The following is a 19,410-nucleotide window of genomic DNA, read 5'->3' on the forward strand; positions in this document are numbered from 1 at the left end:
ACGTCAGTCGGGCGCGGGAGATCTCAGACGTCGCGGGCGACGACCACGCCCACTGCCCCCGGTCCGACATGAGCGCCGATCACCGGCCCGACTTCGGCCACCGGGACCTCACCCAGCCCGGGCAGCCGTTCATGCAGGAGACCGGCCAGTTCACCGGCGCGTTCGGGGGCGCGCAGGTGATGAATGGCGACCGAGGTTCCCACCCCGTCACCGGTTTCGTCGGGCCCGGTCACCTCGGCCACCGTGAGCTCGAACAGCCTGGTCAGAGCACGCTGCGTGGTACGAACCCGCTCCAGCGGCTCGAGTCGTCCGTCGGCCAGGGCGAGCACCGGTTTGATGGTGAGCGCGGAGCCCAGCCAGGCCGTGGCTGCCCCGATCCGCCCACCACGGCGCAGGAACTCCAGCGTGTCGGCGTAGATGTAGATAGAACTGTTCAGCGAGCGCCGAGAGGCGAGCCGGGCGACGTCCTCCACCTCGGCTCCGGCCGCGGCCGCCTGCGCCGCCGCCTGGACCCCGAAGCCGAGCCCCATCCCCAGCGACCGCGAGTCGACCACCTCGACCGTCAGCCCCTCAGCGGCGACCTCCGAAGCTGCGAGCCGGGCCGCCGCCACCGTGCCCGACATGTCCCCGGAGATGTGCACCGACACCACCGCCCGGTGACCACGGGCCTGGAGCCGCCGATACGTGTCGATGAACACCTGCGGAGACGGTCGGGAGGTGGTGACCGGTTTGTCTGCACGCAGGGCCGCCACCACTTCGTCCGCGCCGAAGGTGATCTCGGTGCCCGAGCCGATGTCCTCCGGACGGGCGACTCCGCCCACGACTACCTGCAAAGGAACCACCGTGACACCGAGCTCGGCCGCCATCGCAGCCGGCAGGTAGGCAGTGGAATCGGTGACAACGGCAACGGAACCGGCCATGGTTGCCGAGGCTAGCGCGGATGCCGGCGAACCGGCAGGCCGCCCGGCGATCTTCTGGTGATCAGGCTTCCGGTTCCGGTTTGCCGGCGCTCTCGCGCACCTCCGGGGAGGGGACGCTGGCCGGTGTCTCGTCCTCTTCCTTCATCCGGGCCGCGGCCCGGCGCTTCAGCGAACGGCGCAGCGACAGGTCCTGGATGGCGCGTTCCAGCAGTCCTTCGAGGTCGTCGGCGTCCCAGGGCACCAGCGTCGCGATCCCGGCACTGACCCGGCCCTGCCAGATGTCACGCGGCAGATCGACCTTCTCCCCCAGGTGGGACCGGATCCGCCGCTCCATCTCCAGCGGCGACGTACCCGTGCCCGGGCCGATCATGACGAACTCGTCCCCGGCCCAGCGAGCCACGATGTCGGTGGCCCGGGTGGCCGCCCCGAGCGCCTCCGCCACCGCCACCAGCACCTTGTCGCCGTCCCGGATGCCGTGTTCCTCGTTGATCCCGCGCAGCGTGTCCACGTCCACGACCAGCGCGTGCACCGCGTGTCCCTGCCGCCGGGCCAGGTCGATCATCGGGCGGGCCACCAGTTCCAGGCCCTTGCGGTTGGCCACCCCGGTCAGCGGGTCCTTGACCGACTGCTCCATGACCTGACGATGCGCGTCCACCAGGGCCATCGCGGCGCTGGTGCGGGCCCGGCGGACGGCGGCGGCGAGCACTCCCGCCGCGGCCACCAGCAGCAGCATGTTTCCCCAGCGGGCGGCCTCGTCGACGGTGAAGTTGCCCCGGCCGACCGCGGTGACCACGCAACCCGCCCAGAGCGCACCGCAGGCCGCCAGAACCGCCCAGAACCAGTTCCGCGCGGTGACCACGCAGGCCGCCGCGGCGGCGAGGATCAGCTCGGCGGCCGGCCAGTACTGGTCGATCAGCCCGGCCCGGGCACAGGCCGCGCTGGCCGCGATGATCGGCACCACGGCCGCCGCGGTCTCCCGGCGCCAGCCGGGCAGCCGACGGGTCGAGGCGAGGAAGCCGATCAGCACGAAGAGCACCGCGCAGACGCCGTCGACGGCGATCAGGGCCCCGCGGTAGCCGCCGACATCCATGAACAGGCCGAGCACGGCGCTGACGGCGTGGATGACCGCGAAGCCGAGGCACAGACGAGGCAGGCCGAGGCTGGTGGCGTCGCCGGCTTTGGGCGCGAGGTAGGCAGGACTCACCAGGAAAAGATCGGTCGGCGACGGTGTCCGCTTGAGACGTCTCCCGGCCCGTACGAACGCTCCTTTGTCCACAGGCGCGGGTCCGGCGGTTCAGAACTGTCGGGGGTGCGTGGGAGTCTCGATGCCGTGACGACAACACCCACCGCCACCCGCAACCACGAGGTCCGCGCCCGCGCCGAAGAGGCACTGCGCGGGCTGGTCGGCTCCCCGCAGGCCACACTGCACGAAGACCAGTGGTCGGCGATCGAGGCGCTGGTGGTCGATCACCGGCGGGCCCTGGTGGTGCAGCGCACCGGCTGGGGCAAGTCCGCGGTGTACTTCGTGGCCACCGCTCTGCTGCGGGCGGCCGGGGCCGGGCCGACCATCATCATCTCCCCGTTGCTGGCGCTGATGCGTAACCAGATAGCCGCCGCCGAGCGGGCCGGGATCCGGGCGGTCACGGTCAACTCCTCCAACCTGGACGAGTGGGCCGAGGTCTACCGCTCGATCGAGGCCGGCGAGGTCGACGTGCTGCTGGTGTCGCCGGAGCGGCTGAACAATCCCGACTTCCGTGAACGGGCGCTGCCCCGGCTGACCGCGGCGACCGGCCTGGTGGTGATCGACGAGGCGCACTGCGTCTCCGACTGGGGGCACGACTTCCGGCCGGACTACCGGCGGATCCGCACGCTGCTGGCCGAACTGCCCGCCGGCATCCCGGTCCTGGCCACGACGGCAACCGCGAACCAACGGGTGACGTCCGACGTCGCCGAGCAGTTGTCGGTCACCGGAACCTCGACTCTGGACGACGTGCTGGTGCTGCGCGGCACGCTGGACCGGGCCTCGCTGCACCTGGCCGTGGTCGAGCTGGCGAACCCGGCGCAGCGCCTGGCCTGGCTCGCCCAGAACCTGCGGACGCTGCCCGGGTCGGGGATCATCTACTGCCTCACCGTGGCCGCCACCGACCAGGTCAGCGAGCATCTGCGGCAGGCCGGTTACGAGGTCGCCGCCTACTCCGGCCAGACCGAGGAGACGCAGCGCCGGGCGGCCGAGTCCGACCTGCTGGGCAACCGGGTCAAGGCGCTGGTCGCCACCTCGGCCCTGGGCATGGGCTTCGACAAGCCGGACCTCGGCTTCGTCATCCACCTGGGCGCGCCGCCCTCCCCGATCGCCTACTACCAGCAGGTCGGCCGGGCCGGGCGTGGCCTGTCCCAGGCCACCGTGGTGCTGCTGCCCGGCCGGGAGGACCGCGAGGTGTGGAACTACTTCGCCGGCCTGGCCTTCCCGGCCGAGCACCAGGTGCGCGCCACGCTGGAGGCGCTGGCCGACCGGGAGGGCGCGATGTCCACCCAGCTGCTGGAGACCCGGGTCGACCTGAACCGCACCCGGCTGGAGATGATGCTGAAGGTGCTGGACGTGGACGGCGCCGTGCAGCGGGTGCGCGGCGGCTGGGTCAGCACCGGCCGGCCCTGGCAGTACGACGAGGACCGCTACGAACGGGTGCGGGCCGCCCGCCGCACCGAAGAGCAGTCGATGCTCGACTACGTGCACACGCCGCACTGCCGCATGCAGTTCCTGCGGCGCACCCTCGACGACGACGCGGCGGCGCCCTGCGGCCGCTGCGACCGGTGCGGCGGGGTCCAACTCGACCTTCAGGTGGCCGAGGCCGATGTGCAGTCGGCCGGCCAGGTGCTGGACCGGCCCGGCGTGCCGGTGGACCCCCGTAAGCAGTGGCCCAACGGCCTGTCCGAGGTGGGGGTCGCGCTGAAGGGCCGGATTCCTCCGGGTGAGCAGGCCGGGCCGGGGCGGGCCATCGCCGGTGTCACCGACCTGGGCTGGGGTGCGCAACTGCGGGAGCTCTTCCATCCGGACTCACCCGACGGCGAAGTTCCGGTTCCGCTACGGCACGCGATCGTGGCGGTGCTCGAGCACTGGGAGATCCCCGAGCAGCCGCAGAGCATCGTGGTGATCGAGTCGCTCTCCCGGCCGCACCTGGTGCGTCACCTGGCCGAGGGCCTTTCCAAGTATCTGCGGCTGCCGGTCTCGGCCCGGCTCGTGCCGGACCGGTCGGTGCCGCCGAACGAGGGCGCGGCCAACTCGGCCCAGCGGGTACGGGCCGTGGCCGGCCGCTACACCTTCACCCCCGAACCCGGTGGGCCGGCGATTGATGGCGCACCGGTGCTGCTGATCGACGACCGCACGATCACCGGGTGGACGCTGACAGTGGCGGCCCGGCAACTGCGTCAGGCCGGGGCCAGCGCGGTCTACCCCCTGGTGCTCGCCACGAACTAACCCGCCATGAAATGAGGAGATAAGACGCTCGGCTCCGTCCGAAGGCCAACGGTCCGCCGAACGAAGGAAGGCTCGGTCCTCGCCACCCCCGGGGAGGGGACGAACGCGCGGAGGGAAGCGCGTCGGCGAGGACCGAGCCGATCAGGGGCCGCCGTTCCACGTGGCGGTAAAGCGGTGCAACAGCAGTAAAGATTCAACAGCAGAGGACGTTTCGGTGCGGCGACGCCCATGACAGTCACCAGCCACAGGAGCCGTCCTTCAACGTCGATGCCGTGAGCCAGGCCGGAACCAGCCCGACAGTGGCCGAGCAGCCGGTGCCCCGATCCTACAGAGCGGGCCAGACTCCCAGCAGCATCCGGACCACCCTCCCATCACACGAAAGCTCCTGCCAAGAAAAAGAAATCAGACCATGTCGCGAAAGGCAACGCACCACCATCGACCAAGAATCCGCCGCATCGGGCACCCAACCCGCCCTGCTGATTCACTCCAGTTGATCGACCCCAGGCAAGTCGATCCACTGGGCCATCGCACCAAGCCGATTCACCGTTTCCGGCCCGCCCGGTCCGAGACTCAGACCAACAGCACAACCTGCCGCCGGGACTCATCCGTCAATCGGTAACGCGCGCAACCCACCGTCAGCAGCAGCGCCCCCAGGTCCAGCGCCCAGACCACGCTTCCCGCCGCCAGCGGCCGCACGGCAACCTCGGCCGCCTCAGCCAGCCAGACCGCGAACGACCGGCGCGGCATCACCGCCACCTCGACCAGTTCATGCTTCAGATGCACGGTTTCGCGCCGCACCTCGATCTCCGCAGGCGGCGCCGGCCAGCCCCGGCCGTTGAGCAGATCGATCCGGAAGCGGCCGACCCACTCGACCGTTTCCCCGCCGGGCCACGGATCCAGGATGCGCGGGACGAGACCGGGCGAACGCAGACCCCACCCGGCACCCCGCGCGACCTGCTGCGGAATACCTTCGACCCCGCCAACCGGCCGATCAGGAACAGGCACGGCAGGACCAGGTGGGGCAGAAGCGAATTCTCGCGCCCCGGAAGACGATCCCGAACCAGCCTTCACTTCAGGAACATGCGCCTCTGCATCTTCCACCACACTAGGCCTCTCTCACGGTGCCGCACGTCGGTTCAGCTCCCGGTTCTCGAGATGACGTGCATCTAACTCCTCCTGCGGCGAATTGACAACTATCAGAAGCGGTTTGCTGAAAAAGTTTGAGCAAATTCCGGCCAGAACAACGAACCCGCCAGTAGATAGTGTTCAATTGCCTGACAAGAAAAATCAGATGGAAAGGTCTAGCACCATGGCTGAACCGGCCGGAGCCATCGGAATAGCCCTGCTGCGTCGCCACATCGGGCGACACTTCGAGCGGCTGCGCATCCAGGCCGGTCTCACCCAGGACCAGGCCGCCGAGCGGGTCGAGCTGAGCAAGTCCACGCTGATCCGGATGGAGAACGGCAACGACGGCGTGAAGTTCCGCGACGTCCAGGTCCGCCACATGCTCGATCAGTACGGCGCCTGCGCCACCGACCGCGAGGTACTGATGGCGCTCACCGCAGAGACCCGGCTCGGCCCGCGCAAGTCCTGGTGGCACGACTACACCGAGACCTCGCTGCCGCCCTGGTTCGCCATGTACGTCTCCCTGGAGGACTCGGCGGCCGTCATCCAGTACTACGAGCAGGAACTCATCCCCGGCCTGCTGCAGACCCAGAGCTATGCCGAGCGGGTCATGCAGGTCCCGCCCGGCTTCCTCGACGAGGGCGAGGCGGTCCGCCGGGTCCAGGCCCGGCTGGAGCGCCAGAGCCTGCTGACCCGGCCGATGGCACCCCGCCTGGAGGTGGCGATCTGCGAGGCCGCGCTGTACCGGCTCAGCCGGATGGGCCGGGCCCTGGCCCGCGAGCAGTTCCAGCATCTTCTCGACGTCACACAAAGGGCGAACGTCGAACTACGCATCGTTCCCTTGTCGGCAGGAATGCATGGCGGCATGGCAAGCGGCTCGTTCATTCTTCTGCATTTCCCTCGCGACCCGATCACGGACGAGCCTCTGGAACCACCAATGGCGTATTCTGACTCGCTGACTGGCGCCATGTATCTCACCAAACCGGCGGAGGTCCACAGTTACCGACTGGTCTGGTCAGATGTTCTGCTCAATGCGCTCGACCCAGGCGCCAGTCGCTCGGTCATCACCACCTTCCTGGAAGGATTGCACAGTGACGGAGAACATCACTCCCGAATGGTTCAAGAGCAGCCGCAGCGGTAACGGCGGCGCGTGTGTCGAGGTAGCCACGAACCTGCTGCCCAGCACGGGTCAAGTTCTCCTGCGCGACAGCAAGAACCCAGATGTCGCACCGTTCGCCTTCACTCGCGCCGAGTGGCAGGCGTTCGTGGGCGGGGCCCAGGACGGCGAGTTCGACATCTGACCGTCCTGAACTCTTCGACCATGAGGAGCCCGATCTGATCCGGAGGCCGGCGAAACCCGCGCGGAACTCGCCGGCCTCCGCCGCCAGCCGAATTCCGAAAAGAATTACTGGCCGAGTGACCAGAATTTTCATCCCTATGAAACGAACCATCTATTCGACAACCCCACGAGCAACCGGGATTTTCTTCTACCCACCGGTTTTGAGATCGGCCGGTGAAGATCTTTCCGATCAGAGGCTCTCGACCTGATCAGACGGTCTCGACCTCCTGGCGGGCCTGCCGCCGTACCTCACCGGAAAGCCGATCCAGGTAAACCTTGCCGTTCAGGTGATCCGTCTCGTGCTGTAGGCAGCGCGCCACTTCGCCTTCACCCGTGATCTCGATCGGTGCCCCGGTCTGATCCTGCCCCACCACGGTGGCCCGCACCGCCCGCGACGTCGGATAGTTGTGTCCGGAGACGGAAAGGCATCCCTCCGGCCCGATCGCCGTCTCCTCGGACAGATCAGTGACGCGGGGGTTGGCGACCACGGCGACCACACCTTCGCAGTCCATCACGAAGAGCGAGTGGCTGAGCCCGATCTGGTTGGCCGCCAGCCCTACCCCACGAGCCTCGTACATCGACGCGAACATCAGTTCGACCGTCTGCGCGAGGGCATCGTCGAACATCGTCACCGGGTCGGCTTTCGTTCGCAGAACCGGGTCACCGTACTGACGGATCGGGGCCGGCTTCGGTGAGCGCTTCGTCTTCCGTTTCGCCACCGGACCAAGATACTCAGGAATGCCGGGTCAGAGCCTGTTCCTGATGCGCCGCCCGGTGACCGCTCTTCTCGCTCTCGACCACGTACGTCGGCTCGTCCGGGCTCGCCGTGAACTTCTGCCCGGCCAGCTGAAAGTCTTTCTTCCTGATCTCTTTCACCACTCCGTGCGTGGTTCCCTGGGGCGTGTTCCAGGAGACCTTGTCCCCCACCTTGAGCTGCGGCATCTGCGCAGCCTGGCCCGGGCCCGGGGCACCCGCGACTCGCGGCTGTTCCTTGGTCCGGTGCAGCAGCCAGTCGGTGTCCGTGCGGATCAGGGCATACCGGAGCGAGCTCTCCCGGCCGTGCAGCACGAAGACGAACCGTCGGTCGGTACGGTCCTCTTCCTCCCACCAGCCGATGTCAGCGATGAACTTGTTCTCGTCCGTGTAGGTGAGGTGGTCCAGGTCGTGGTCCGGCACCTGCACCGCCAGCCGGTTACGGGTCGGCGAGTCCGGCAGCCCACGCGGCACCGCCCACGACTTCAGCACGCCGTCCTGTTCCAGCCGCAGATCGAAGTGCGGCCGGGGCACTCGATGGTCATGCAGAACAAAGGACGCTCGCCGCACCGGAGTCTCCACCCTCCGATTTTGGGGCGTCCCCCACTGTGCCTGCATCATGGGCCCGTGGTTGAAGTCGAGATCAGTGACGAGTACATCCAGCTCGGTTCGTTCCTCAAGCTGGCCGGGGCGATCGGGACCGGCGGTGACGCCAAGCTCATGATCGCCTCCGGCGACGTCGACGTGAACGGTGAGCCCGAGACCCGCCGGGGCCGCAAGCTCCGCCCGGGTGACGTGGTCACCACCGCTTCGGTCAGCTGGCAGGTCGTCCAGGCCTGAGCAGCACCTGAGCAACGCCTGCAGCGCGCCTGAGGAGGGCCGGTCCAGGCTCAAGGTCCCACCCCGGAGAGCCGATCCCTGCTCGACGGGGAGGGAGCTCAGGTGTGACCCAGGACGAACCGCAGCACAGCCAGCCGACCGAAACCGCGCCCAGCATCTCGCCGCTGCGGATCACCGTCACCTTCGTCTTCACCGTGGCTCTGGTGCTGGCCGAGTTCGCCCTGCTGGTGGGGGTGTACAAGCGCGACGAGCCGGTGCAGCGCCAGCAGGTCCGCCAGGCCGCCCTCGAACAGCAGGTGGCCGGCACGATCAGCGCCCTCAGCCGCTCGGCCGACGCGGACCGGGCCGGGGCCCAGGCCGATCTGGTGATCACCCAGCTCGTGCCGCAGACCAAGCGCTCGCTCGACCAGCTCGCCGACGCCGGGCTGGGTCAGGACGACCTGGCCGGCACCCGTCAGGCGATCAACGACCTGGCGGCTGCCCCGGGTGACACCGAGCGGCTGGCCGCACTCTCCGGGCAGGCCCGGGCCCTCGGCTCCGAACTCGCCGACCGCCACCGCCGGCTCGACCGCCAGGCCCAGCTGATCTACGCGGGCCTGCTGGTGGTGGTCTCGATCGGCTGGTTCATCTGGTTCCGCCGGCTGGTGCAACGCCACCGCGCCCTGCAGCAGGCGGTCACCGCGCAGGAGGCCTTGAGCGCCAGTGAACAGCGGTTGCTCGCGCTGGTGCAGAACGGCACCGACGTGGTCACCGTGTTCGACCTGGACACCCGGACCAGCTTCGTCAGCCCGTCGGCCCGGGCCGTGCTCGGGGTGAGCGCGGCCGAGCTCACCGGCACCCGGCTGTCCGCCCTGCTGCAGCCCGAGGACGTGAACCGGCTGGTGCATCTGCTGGTCACGCTCAAGCCCGGGGCGGACGCGGCGGTCAAGCTCTGGATGCGCCACGCCGACGGCCGGATGCTGGTGGTCGAGGGCATGCTGGCCAACCTGCTGCACGAGCACGTGGTGGGCGGATTCGTCCTGACTTTCCGTGACGTCACCGAGCGCCAGGCCCTCGAGGAACGGCTCACCCACCAGGCTTTTCACGATTCGCTGACCGGCCTGGCGAACCGTCAGCTGTTCGCCGACCGGCTCTCGCACGCCCTGGCCCGGCGGGCCGGCACCGCCCAGCCGCTGGTGGTGCTGTTCGTCGACCTGGACGACTTCAAGCAGATCAACGACCGGCTCGGCCACGGCACCGGCGACCGGGTGCTGGAGGCGGTCGGCCGCCGGATCCGGACCGCGACCCGGGCCGGTGACACCGCGGCCCGGCTGGGCGGCGACGAGTTCGCGGTGCTGATGGAGGGCGCGAGCCTGCGCGACGCCGAGGACCTGGCCGACCGGCTCCTCCGGCTGGTGGCCGAGCCGATCGTGCTGGACGGCACCCGGATGCCGGTGACCGCGAGCATCGGGCTGGCCGAGGCGGTCCCCGGCGAGATCAGCAGCGAAGAGGCGCTGCGTAACGCCGACGTGGCGATGTACTCGGCCAAGGATCGCGGCCCCTCGACGGTGGCCGCGTACGACTCCCGGCTGCACGCCGAGGCGCTGGACCGGCTGGAGCTGCGGGCCGATCTGCAGCGGGCGATCTTCCAGAACGAACTGGTGCTGCACTACCAGCCCACGGTCGAGCTGGAGACCGGGCGGATCACCGGTTTCGAGGCCCTGGTGCGCTGGCAGCACCCGGTGCGCGGGCTGCTCTCCCCCGCTTCGTTCGTGCCGATGGCCGAGGAGACCGGGCTGGTGGTGCAGCTGAACACCTGGGTGCTGTTCCAGGCCTGCCGGTTCGCCGCGGTGCTGCAGAACGACTGGCGGCGCCCGACCATGTCGGTCAACATCTCGGCCCAGCAGCTGGTGCGCACCGATTTCGTGGAACAGGTGAACCGGGCGCTGTCGGAGTCCGGCCTGAGCGCCGACCGGCTGACCCTGGAGATCACCGAGAGCGTGGTGCTGCAGGATCTTGAGGACGTCGTCCCGCGGCTTTCGCAGCTGCGGGACCGGGGGATCCGGGTGGCGATCGACGACTTCGGCACCGGGTACAGCTCGCTGGCCTACCTGACCGAGCTGCCGATCGACGTGCTGAAGGTGGACAAGTCGTTCATCGACCGGGTGGCCTCGGACGCCCAGGGCGCCAGCGTGACCGAGGCGATCATCTCGATGAGCCACACGATGAACCTCTCGACCGTGGCCGAGGGGGTGGAGGTGGCCGAGCAGGCGGCCTGGCTGCGCCAGGTGCGGTGCCCGATCGGCCAGGGCTACTACTGGTCCCGGCCGGTGGACGAGAACGGCGTGCACGACCTGCTCACCCGTCCGACGAACGAGCTGGGCGGCTCCGCCGATCTCGTCTCCTACCGGGCCGTGGCGCCCTTCTCCTGACCGGCCTACGCAGGCCGCTCAGTAGCGTTCCACCTGGGCGAACGGCACGGTGAGCAGCTGCCGCCGGACCTGGACGTGGTACCGGGTGCGGCCGATCTTGACCACCTTGCCGAGCGCCCCCGAGTACTTGCCCGGGCAGATCAGCCGGACCCGGGTACCGATCGGGAACAGGGCAGCGTCGCGCCCGGTGACGGCCGGTTCGGGAATCGCCCCGCGGGCCGCCACCGCCGGCTCGGGCCGGGCCCGGACCCGGGCCGCGATCCAGCGCCGCTCGGCCACGTAGCTGGGGTGCATCGGCACCACCTCGCCGTTGCGCGTCCAGTCCAGCAACGCGTCCGGATCGAAGGTGCGTGAGCATTCCCCACAGGACTGCACCCGGACCGGCTGGCGGTGCCGGGTGATCGAGTGCCCACGGGCGCAGGTGCCCTTCCACGGCCCGGGTGGGCGGGGCGCGTCGACCGGCAGGCACCGGGTGCCCGAGCAGCCGATCGCCCGGGCCCGGGCCTGCCATACCTCGTCGTGCCCGTGGTGCGGGCCGACCTGTGCGTGCGCGATCTCGTGCAACACCGTCTCGGTGACCTCGGCCCTGCTGTGCAACTGGGCCAGGACCCGGCTCAGCCCGATCTCCCGGGGTTCGGCCCGGCAGATGCCGGCCCTGGTCTTGGCGTTGTCGAAGACAAGGCGCCAGTCGGAAAGCCCGTGATGCCGCATGAGCCCGACCGCGAGTGCCCGCGCCTGGATGAGCTCCACCCTTGCCGCTCCCTACCGACGTTCCTCTCAGGTGGAGATGAGACTAGGCGTACCCACCGACAACTTGGGCCGCGCCAGGCGATTCTGTGGAAAAGTTCTTCCAGCGGCGAACATCACTGTCTGCCACGACTTTTCAACTGGAGGCAATCGAGCGCACAATACGCTGCGAAAGCTGCAGGATCACTTCTTCACCTGGGCCAGCCGGATCGCGGAGCGGACCTGTTTGCGGTACTCCGCGCGGGCCTTCGGGTTCAGGCTGAGTGCACCGGCGTGGGCCGGGTCCGGGGAGTTGAAGTACGCCTCGTACGCGAGGTTCGCCCGGTTCTCCCGGAAGAAGCCGAACATCTTCTTCATGTAGTTGGCGTTGTCCCCACCGCCGTTGCCCTTCCAGGCGTACCCGGGGTACAGCCCCCACTCGGCCATGCTCAGCCGCTTGCCCTTGCGCTTGGCGAACCGGGCCCAGTAGCGCAACCCCTGGTTGCCGTTCAGCTGCTTGTCCCAGCCGGCCTTGGTGGTCACCGCCGGGTAGCCGTCGTAACTGTCGATGCCCACGTAGTCCACGTACTTCTTACCCGGCCAGGCCCGGGTGGCGTCGCTCAGGGCATCGCCGATCCCCCGGTTCACCGACCAGTCCCAGCGCAGCCCGGGGGCCTTCGACTCGGCCGAGCCGACCACGTGCCGCCAGCACTTCACGAAGTGCACCGGGTTGTAGGCCGCCCAGGCCACCCAGGTGCCGTTGAACTCCCAGGCCAGGCGCACGACGGTGCGGTTGGCCATGCCGGAACGGGCGGCGTTCTCGCCGAACGTGCGCCAGTACTTGTTGTACTTGCCCCGGGCGCAGGCGGCCAGCGAGTAGCCCCCGACCTCCGGGAACGGTGCACTGCTGATCACCAGGGTCTGCCGGGCGTCCTTCCAGGTGTGCCACAGCCAGGTCGGGCTGGAGATCTCGCCCCAGTTGGCCCGGCCGGAGTACGTCACGGCCACGTCCGAGCGGGCCCCGCGTTGCTTGCCGAAGTCGGCCTGCGCCGAGGGAACGTACTCGGGCATGTACGCGCCGCTGGCCCAGGCCATGCCCGAGAGCTTGCGTGGCAGCTTGGGCGGCGTCGCGGCGGTGGCCGGCGGGGCTGTCCCCGCGGTCAGGGTGGTGACGGCCAGGGCGGCGGCCATCCCCAGACCGATCGAAGTGACAAGTCCGGACCGAACCCAGCGTCTGGTTTTCACGACATCCCCGAGGCACACAGAACCCGATTGGCTACTTGACGTGAACGTAGCACTCCGCTGCGTGACTACTGAGGCTCGCGTGTCCCCCAGTCGGCCGAGTTCCTCCTGGTCAAAAGCAGATGTTCAGTTCGGCAGCTCGGCGGCGGCCAGCACCACGAGCGCGTCCGACCAGGTGAGTGGGGCCGGAAAGGCCGGTTCACCGTTGCTGAGCACCTTTTCCGGGATCGACCCGAACGCGGTGCGGTGATCGCTCAGCCAGCTCATCCAGGCCGTCGCCCGTTCTGTGTCGCCGATCGCAGCGGCAGTCAGGGCGAACAACGACGTCTGGGGCGACCAGCTGACCCCGTCGTTTCGCCACCCCACGCCAGGGGCCAGCCCTCCGGAGATGCGGCTCATCCCCAGCGCCGCCCGCTCCCAGGCCTGGACGACCGGCTTGCGCGCCTTGGCCGTGAACGGCGGAAGCAGGAAAGCGACCGACGCGTCACGCTGATGCCCGCCGAGTTCCCGCGGGTACCCGTAGGCGCCGTACCGGACGTCGATGCTCTGCTCGAGCTTCTTGGCCCGCACCGCGGCGGATCGGGCGGTGGTGCGCGCTCCCAGCCGTTCCTGAAGCTCCGCGGCCGAACGCAGCCCCAGCGCGATCGGCGCGGCCGTGCCCAGACTCAGCCGGTACATGGACACTTCCCAGTAGTCCTGCGAGTGCGGCGGTAACGCGTCCGGCCCGTCGGTGAGCCGCAGCAGCGCATCGGTAGATGCGTCGATCGTCGGCCGCAGCCGGGTCAGCACCTGTTCGGCCTCCGCCTCGGGAAGCGTGTCGAGCAGTTCCACCGCCGCCCACAGCACCCAGCCGACGCCGTCGTTCTGCTTGCCGCGATCGTCGGGTACCCCGCCCTCGTCCGGTCGATAGCGGGCCTCGAACACCCCGTCCTCAGGTTGTTGCCGTTGCAGGAACTCCAGGATCCGCAGGGCGTCGTCCGGATGACCGGTGCCGGCCAGCGCGACCGCCGCGAACGATGCGTCGCGCGGCCAGACGTAACGCCAGGGACCGGCCCAGCCGGCCAGCATCGCCCCGTTGTCCAGCAGGTGGGTGTGAATGTCGAGCAGTGCGGTGCGGACCATGTCCTCATAGGGGCCGCCCTGGCCCGGGATCACCCCGGACTCCAGCCATTCTCGCTGCTGGGCGGCCAGCTCCTCGGACCGGGCGACGTCGTCCACCGAGACCGTGGTGCGAGTCAGGACGGCCGCGGAATCCGCGGTCAGCACCCGGGTTCCCGGATGGAACTGCACCTGCGCCGGATCGGTCTCCGGCGGGATCAGGATCCGCTCGCCGTCCGGCGCGATCGCCACGACCTGGCTCATCAGCCGCAGTACGGCGTTCTCGGAGTGCTCCTGCCGCTGCTCGTGCCAGACCACCAGGCCGCTGATCACCAGCAGCACCGAAGTCACGGCGAGCAGCCGCAGCGGCCGGTCGCGGCGACGCCGGCGGACTGGGCGCGCTTCCTCGGAGGGCTGCGCGACATCCATGTCGGCCGGACACTCGGAAGCCAGAAGCGGCACACTCACGTGTCAACTGTGCACTACAGATGTTCTTCGCACTTGTTCGGGGACTGATCAGTAACCCAAGAGCAACGGCCGGGCCCCGACCGCTGCCTCCCGAACTCAGCTGACCTGACGATTTGTGACTTTCGGCACTTTTCAACCGGCGCCCTCTACCCTGCGCCACTGGTCCGAAGTCAGGTGCGAGCCGCCCTGCGGGCCCATGTTGAGCATCCCGCCGTCCACCGGCCAGGACGCCCCGGTGACGTAGCTGGCTGCGGGCGAGGCCAGGAAGGCGATCACTGCGGCCACCTCCCGCGGATCGCCCGGACGGCCCAGCGGAACCCCGGGGCGGCGCTGCGTGTGCGGGTCCACGCCCTCGGCCTTGTTCATCGCCGTCGCGATCTCGCCCGGGGCAACGCTGTTGGCCGTGATGCCGTGTTCACCGAGTTCCAGCGCGGCGGTCTGGATCAGCGCTCCCAGTCCGGCCTTGGCCGCGTCGTACGCCGCCGCCCCGACCCGCGGCTGATGCTGGTGCACGCTGGTCACCGCGATCAGCCGGCCACCCCGCCCGGCCGTCACCATCGCCCGGGCTGCGGTCTGCAGACAGACGAACGCCCCGTCCAGATCCACCGCCACCACGCGCCGCCAGTCGTCCAGATCCATCTCCAGGAACGGCGTGGTCTGTCCCGTTCCGGCGTTGTTCACGAACACCTGGACCCCACCGAGCTCACCGATCAGTGCCTCGATCACCCCGGCGCACGAGCCCGGGTCCCCGGTGTCCAGCCGGGCCAGCGGCGCCCGGTGTCCCTGCTCCTCGATCGAGGCGGCGACCGTGCGGGCCGCGGCCTCGTCGTCGAACCAGGTCAGCCCGACATCCAGGCCCGCCGCGGCCAGAGCCAGCGCGGTGGCCTTGCCGATGCCCGACTGAGCGCCGGTCACGATCGCGGCGCGGGGCCGGAAATCGTTGTGCTCCATCATGTTCGAGGCCTCCCGAAGACGTAGGGGCGGATCAGGCAGGATTCTGCCTGATCCGCCCCCACCGGCGCCGGGAACGATCAGCCGAGCTTGCCCGCCAGCCGACCGTGCATCGCCTCACTGGTCGGGTTCATCCCGACGATCGTGACCTGCTTGCCGCGCCCGGCGTACTTGGTGGTGATCGCGTCCATCGCCGCCACCGACGAGGCGTCCCAGATGTGGGCCGTGGTCAGGTCGATCACCACGCGCTCGGGATCCCCGGCGTAGTCGAACTGGTGCACCAGGTCGTTGCTGGAGGCGAAGAACAGCTGACCGTGCACCTGGTACTTCTTCACCGGGCCCTCGGGGGCGTCCGGGTCGTCCTGAGCGGTCACGCTGACCAGGTGGGCAACCCGGCGGGCGAACAGCACGCTGGCGGTGATCACCCCGATGATCACACCGTAGGCCAGGTTGTCGGTGGCCACCGTGACGGCCACGGTGACCACCATGACCAGGGTCTCGCTGCGCGGCATCCGGCGCAGCGTGGCCGGTGCCACGCTGTGCCAGTCGAAGGTGGTGGCCGCGACCACCACCATCACCGCCACCAGCGCGACCATCGGCATGTCGGCCACCACCGGGCCGAGCAGCAGCACCAGGATCAGCAACCAGGCGCCGGCCATGAAGGTGCTCAGCCGGTGCCGGCCGCCGTTCTGCACGTTGATCATGGTCTGGCCGATCATCGCGCAACCGCCCATCCCGCCGAAGAATCCGGCCGCCAGGTTGGCCACTCCCAGACCGGCCGACTCCCGGGTCTTGTCCGAGCCGGTGTCGGTGATGTCGTCGACCAGCTTGGCCGTCAGCAGCGTCTCCAGCAGGCCGACCAGGGCCAGGCCGAGCGCGAAGGGCAGGATGGTGGTGAGCGTCTGCAGGGTCCACGGGATGTCCGGGATCCCGGGCAGCGGCAGGCCATCGGGCAGCGCCCCCTCGTCCCCCACGGTCGGCACGTTCAGGCCCAGGCCGATCGCCAGCGCGGTCACCACCACGATCGAGATCAGCGGCGCCGGAACCGCCTTGACGAAGCGCGGGGCGAACACGATCACCACGATCGAGCCCACCAGCAGCGGGTAGACCGCGACCGGCACGTCGAACAGGTGCGGCAGCTGGGCGCTGAAGATCAGGATGGCCAGGGCGTTGACGAAGCCGATCATCACGCTGCGCGGGATGAACCGCATCAGCCGGGCCACCCCCAGCAGGGCCAGCACCAGCTGGATCGTCCCGCCCAGCAGCACCGCCGCGACCACGTGGTCCAGGCCGTACTCCTTGGCCAGCGGCGCGATCACCAGCGCGGTCGAGCCCGCCGCCGCGGTCACCATCGCCGGGCGCCCGCCGGTGAAGGCGATCACCACCGCCATCACGAACGAGGTGAACAGGCCGACCCGGGGGTCCAGCCCGGCCACGATCGAGAACGAGATCACCTCGGGGATCAGGGCGAAGGCGGTGACCAGACCGGCCAGCATCTCCACCCGCAGCACGGTCCAGGAACGCAGCCACTGCGGCCGGCGCAAGGGCGCCCGGCCGAATCCGGCTCCCGATCCCGAAACCGGCGGATCGGTCACAACCGCACTCATGGGCCACCTTTCAGAAGTTCAGAACCGAACGAGACTCTAACGTTGCGGCACAGTTGCCCGATCTCAAACCGGAAGCCGCCGGCCAGAGACGTGAGTCACATTCCTTCAGGGCTGGACGGACGCCACGGGAACGTCCCGCCGGCGGCCGGATTCGCGCAGGAACAGCGCCCACAGCGTGAGCGCACCGATGGCGTGGGCAGCCACCAGGCCCATCGCTGCTCCCCGGACGCCGTGCAGGTCCGCCCCCAGCAGACCCAGACCGAGCAGGAGCATGGCCTGCAGCAGGGCGACCTGCCGCAGCAGCGTCCCGTGCCCAGCCGCCCGCAGTGCCAGGCCCGGCCCACTGGCCAGCCCGAGCATCACCACCCCGACGACGGCTGGTTCCAGCACGGCGCGGGCCCCCTGCCAGGTCGGGCCGGTGAGATGGATCCCGACGGCGTCGGGCACCACCGTGATCGCCGCTCCCCACAACGCCGCCATCACGGCCAGGACGAGCCCGGTCAGCAGGGCCGGGCGGCGCAGCGGGCGGCCCTGCTGCACCCAGGTGTCGAACCGCGAGGCCAGCAGCGAACCGGTGGCGGTGATCGCCACGTAGGCCGGCACCAGGAACATCTGCGCGGCCCACAACGAGCCGATCGCGGCCAGCCCGACCACGGCCCCGATCAGGCAGTAGGCCAGGTAGAGGGCACCCAGGCTGAGCACGTACTCCAGGCTCCCCCGGACGGTCAGGTGCCGGTTCAGCGCGAACCACAGCCGGGCCTGGCGCAGCGAGGGCAGCAGCCTGGCGAGCAGACAGCCCAGGCCCGCGGTGAGCAGGGCGACCGCGCCCCAGCCGAGGGTGATCGGGAACATCGAGTCGTGGTCGGCGGCGACCAGCAGGCCGACCACGCCGAACTGGGCTCCGGCGCCGCTGAGGCCGAGCGCGAAGGCGGGCGCCGGGCGTCCGGCTGCGATGAAGACGAAGCGCAAGGCGTCCTGCACCAGCAGACCGGGCAGCGCCAGACCGATCGCGAACAGTGCCATCCCCAGGTCCCGCCCGGGCAGCAGGGCCGCGGCCAGGCAGCACAGCAGACCGGTGACCAGGCCGAGCAGGACCGCGGCGCCGGTCGCCTCCTTGGCCGCCTGCCGGCGCACCCGGGGCACCACGTCGCTGAACTGGATCAGGAAGACGTCACTGACCATCGCCCGGGACAGGCCGAGCACGAACCCGGAGGCCAGCAGGGCCACGCCGAACACGCCGAAGTGGCTCACCCCGACGCTGCGGGCCACCACGAACGACAGCCCGACCACGCTCAGGCCGGAGAGAATCTGGTCGGCGACCTTCCACCAGGCGCGGGCGCGCATCGGATCCACCGCCTGCCCGGGCTGCGCCGTTTCGGACATCACGCCCGCACCGGCCCCCACGAGCTGCGTCACCATCACTCCACGATTCGGAAACCCTTACGCGGCGAGAGACTAGGTGCTCCGCGCTGAGAGCGAGCTGACATCACGCTATGGCGGGGCAAGCTCACCCATCCGGCGGACGACGAGCCGGTGCGCCTTGGGGCAAAGGCCTGCGAACAGCACGAAAGCCCCGCCGGGACGGGTCTGGTGACCGTCCGGACGGGGCTTCTCACCGGCAACCAGGGTCACTCGGACCCCAGCCACGGGTTCAGCAGGAGTGCAGCGTGATCACACGCCGGTGTGCTCGCTGTCGCGCCGCGAGCGCGGGGCCGTGCCGTGCCGGGAGGGCGTGTTGCGGTACTGCACGATCCGGCGGCCGATCCCGAAGGCGAGCACCGCGATGACGGCGGCGTAGAGGATGTAGTCGAGGTAGTGCGCGTACTCCTCGACCTTCTCGTACTGCGTGCCCAGGGCCATGCCACCGCCGATCAGCAGGGCGTTCCAGATGCCGGTGCCCAGCAGGGTCCAGGCGCTGAACTTCCACAGCGGCATCCCGGCCGCCCCCGCGGGCAGCGAGATCAGGCTGCGGATGCCGGGCACGAAGCGGCCGGTGAACACCGCCACCGAGTCGTACTTGTTGAACCACTCCGCCGAGTTGTGCACGTCGGAGGCGTCCATCAGCGGGATCTTGGAGGCGATCCAGGCCGCGCGTTCCAGGCCGATGATCGCGCCGAGGTAGTAGAGCACGATCGAGCCGAGCACCGAGCCGAGGGTGGCCAGGATGAACACGCCGTACATGTTCAGGCCGCCCACCTGCACCTGGTAACCGGCCAGGGGCAGGACGATCTCACTCGGGATGGGCGGGAACACCACCTCGAGGAAGCTGAGCGCGCCGACGCCGATCTCGCCCATGTTGGCGATCAGGTCGAGGGTGAAGCCGGTCATCCCACCGACGTCGCCTTCGGTCTGGACGGGTTCGGTGGCGGACGCCAGAAGCGCCGGCGGCAGGGTTGTCGTCGGTAGCAGAGCGAGGGTCACACGGAAACGACTACCACGGGGGGTGAAAAGGTTCCCA

The 19,410-nt window shown here is 69.6% G+C and carries 17 protein-coding genes and 1 pseudogene; 5 read left to right on the forward strand and 13 right to left on the reverse strand.

What is annotated here, in order from left to right:
• Nucleotides 1-23 precede the first annotated feature (23 nt).
• Nucleotides 24-920, reverse strand: a complete 897-nt coding sequence (locus LR394_RS12565; RefSeq protein WP_231441232.1) for a DegV family protein — start codon at nt 918-920, stop codon at nt 24-26.
• Nucleotides 921-981: 61 nt separating this feature from the next.
• Nucleotides 982-2,124: a GGDEF domain-containing protein gene (locus LR394_RS42900; protein WP_231441234.1), complete on the reverse strand. Its 1,143-nt coding sequence runs from the start codon at nt 2,122-2,124 to the stop codon at nt 982-984.
• A 126-nt stretch (nt 2,125-2,250) separates the two neighbouring features.
• Between LR394_RS42900 and LR394_RS12575 the strand changes: the two genes are divergently transcribed.
• Entirely contained in the window at nt 2,251-4,392 is a 2,142-nt protein-coding gene (locus tag LR394_RS12575) for a RecQ family ATP-dependent DNA helicase (RefSeq protein ID WP_231441236.1), read from the forward strand.
• A gap of 570 nt (nt 4,393-4,962) precedes the next feature.
• Here the strand turns inward: LR394_RS12575 and LR394_RS12580 are convergent.
• Nucleotides 4,963-5,397, reverse strand: coding sequence for a hypothetical protein (locus tag LR394_RS12580; RefSeq protein WP_231441238.1), 435 nt, complete (start codon nt 5,395-5,397; stop codon nt 4,963-4,965).
• A 304-nt stretch (nt 5,398-5,701) separates the two neighbouring features.
• On the opposite strand from LR394_RS12580, the gene LR394_RS12585 reads away from it, so the two are divergent.
• Nucleotides 5,702-6,658: a helix-turn-helix domain-containing protein gene (locus tag LR394_RS12585; protein WP_231441240.1), complete on the forward strand. Its 957-nt coding sequence runs from the start codon at nt 5,702-5,704 to the stop codon at nt 6,656-6,658.
• Nucleotides 6,609-6,818: a DUF397 domain-containing protein gene (locus tag LR394_RS12590; RefSeq protein WP_231441242.1), complete on the forward strand. Its 210-nt coding sequence runs from the start codon at nt 6,609-6,611 to the stop codon at nt 6,816-6,818. The genes LR394_RS12585 and LR394_RS12590 overlap by 50 nt, the downstream gene beginning before the upstream one ends.
• 247 nt (nt 6,819-7,065) lie before the next feature.
• Here LR394_RS12590 and def read toward each other — a convergent pair whose 3' ends face one another.
• From def to LR394_RS43625, 3 genes and pseudogenes are all read right to left on the reverse strand, one after another.
• Nucleotides 7,066-7,575: a peptide deformylase gene (def, locus tag LR394_RS12595; RefSeq protein WP_231441244.1), complete on the reverse strand. Its 510-nt coding sequence runs from the start codon at nt 7,573-7,575 to the stop codon at nt 7,066-7,068.
• 13 nt (nt 7,576-7,588) lie between these two features.
• On the reverse strand, nt 7,589-7,798 hold the full coding sequence (locus LR394_RS43620) for a hypervirulence associated TUDOR domain-containing protein (protein WP_407937041.1): 210 nt from the start codon (nt 7,796-7,798) through the stop codon (nt 7,589-7,591).
• 39 nt (nt 7,799-7,837) lie between these two features.
• Nucleotides 7,838-8,227, reverse strand: a pseudogene (locus LR394_RS43625) (DNA polymerase ligase N-terminal domain-containing protein); the annotation flags it as partial.
• Nucleotides 8,228-8,236: 9 nt separating this feature from the next.
• Between LR394_RS43625 and yaaA the strand changes: the two are divergent.
• Both yaaA and LR394_RS12610 read left to right on the forward strand, forming a co-directional pair.
• Nucleotides 8,237-8,449 carry a S4 domain-containing protein YaaA gene (gene yaaA / locus LR394_RS12605; RefSeq protein WP_231441248.1) on the forward strand — a complete coding sequence of 71 codons (213 nt, stop codon included), beginning with the start codon at nt 8,237-8,239 and terminating at the stop codon, nt 8,447-8,449.
• A 104-nt stretch (nt 8,450-8,553) separates the two neighbouring features.
• Nucleotides 8,554-10,860 (forward strand): putative bifunctional diguanylate cyclase/phosphodiesterase, encoded by a 2,307-nt coding sequence (locus LR394_RS12610; protein ID WP_231441250.1) that lies wholly within the window; start codon nt 8,554-8,556, stop codon nt 10,858-10,860.
• Between the two features lie 18 nt (nt 10,861-10,878).
• On the opposite strand, the gene LR394_RS12615 is transcribed toward LR394_RS12610, so the two are convergent.
• The 7 genes from LR394_RS12615 to LR394_RS12645 all read right to left on the reverse strand — a co-directional run bounded on the left by LR394_RS12615 (nt 10,879) and on the right by LR394_RS12645 (nt 19,373).
• Complete coding sequence (locus LR394_RS12615; protein WP_231441251.1) at nt 10,879-11,610, reverse strand: SprT-like domain-containing protein; 732 nt, start codon at nt 11,608-11,610, stop codon at nt 10,879-10,881.
• Nucleotides 11,611-11,790: 180 nt separating this feature from the next.
• Nucleotides 11,791-12,777 carry a glycoside hydrolase family 26 protein gene (locus LR394_RS12620; RefSeq protein ID WP_231441253.1) on the reverse strand — a complete coding sequence of 329 codons (987 nt, stop codon included), beginning with the start codon at nt 12,775-12,777 and terminating at the stop codon, nt 11,791-11,793.
• 177 nt (nt 12,778-12,954) lie between these two features.
• Nucleotides 12,955-14,394, reverse strand: a complete 1,440-nt coding sequence (locus tag LR394_RS12625) for a glycoside hydrolase family 15 protein (protein ID WP_231441255.1) — start codon at nt 14,392-14,394, stop codon at nt 12,955-12,957.
• 132 nt (nt 14,395-14,526) lie between these two features.
• Nucleotides 14,527-15,348: an SDR family oxidoreductase gene (locus LR394_RS12630; protein ID WP_231441257.1), complete on the reverse strand. Its 822-nt coding sequence runs from the start codon at nt 15,346-15,348 to the stop codon at nt 14,527-14,529.
• Between the two features lie 77 nt (nt 15,349-15,425).
• Nucleotides 15,426-16,841: a SulP family inorganic anion transporter gene (locus LR394_RS12635; RefSeq protein ID WP_407937042.1), complete on the reverse strand. Its 1,416-nt coding sequence runs from the start codon at nt 16,839-16,841 to the stop codon at nt 15,426-15,428.
• 216 nt (nt 16,842-17,057) lie between these two features.
• Complete coding sequence (locus tag LR394_RS12640; RefSeq protein WP_231441260.1) at nt 17,058-18,368, reverse strand: MATE family efflux transporter; 1,311 nt, start codon at nt 18,366-18,368, stop codon at nt 17,058-17,060.
• 255 nt (nt 18,369-18,623) lie between these two features.
• Nucleotides 18,624-19,373 carry a DedA family protein gene (locus tag LR394_RS12645; protein ID WP_231441262.1) on the reverse strand — a complete coding sequence of 250 codons (750 nt, stop codon included), beginning with the start codon at nt 19,371-19,373 and terminating at the stop codon, nt 18,624-18,626.
• Nucleotides 19,374-19,410: the final 37 nt, after the last annotated feature.

It is taken from the genome of Kineosporia babensis (genome assembly GCF_021129305.1).
Classification (GTDB): Bacteria; Actinomycetota; Actinomycetes; order Actinomycetales; family Kineosporiaceae; genus Kineosporia; species Kineosporia babensis.

Coding starts and splice junctions, on each gene's coding strand:
- LR394_RS12565 (WP_231441232.1), bottom strand. CDS start 920: ATGGCCGGTTCCGTTGCCGTTGTCACCGATTCCACTGCCTACCTGCCG.
- LR394_RS12585 (WP_231441240.1), top strand. CDS start 5,702: ATGGCTGAACCGGCCGGAGCCATCGGAATAGCCCTGCTGCGTCGCCAC.
- LR394_RS43620 (WP_407937041.1), bottom strand. CDS start 7,798: ATGCCGCAGCTCAAGGTGGGGGACAAGGTCTCCTGGAACACGCCCCAG.
- LR394_RS12620 (WP_231441253.1), bottom strand. CDS start 12,777: ATGGCCGCCGCCCTGGCCGTCACCACCCTGACCGCGGGGACAGCCCCG.
- LR394_RS12630 (WP_231441257.1), bottom strand. CDS start 15,348: ATGATGGAGCACAACGATTTCCGGCCCCGCGCCGCGATCGTGACCGGC.
- LR394_RS12635 (WP_407937042.1), bottom strand. CDS start 16,841: ATGCTGGCCGGTCTGGTCACCGCCTTCGCCCTGATCCCCGAGGTGATC.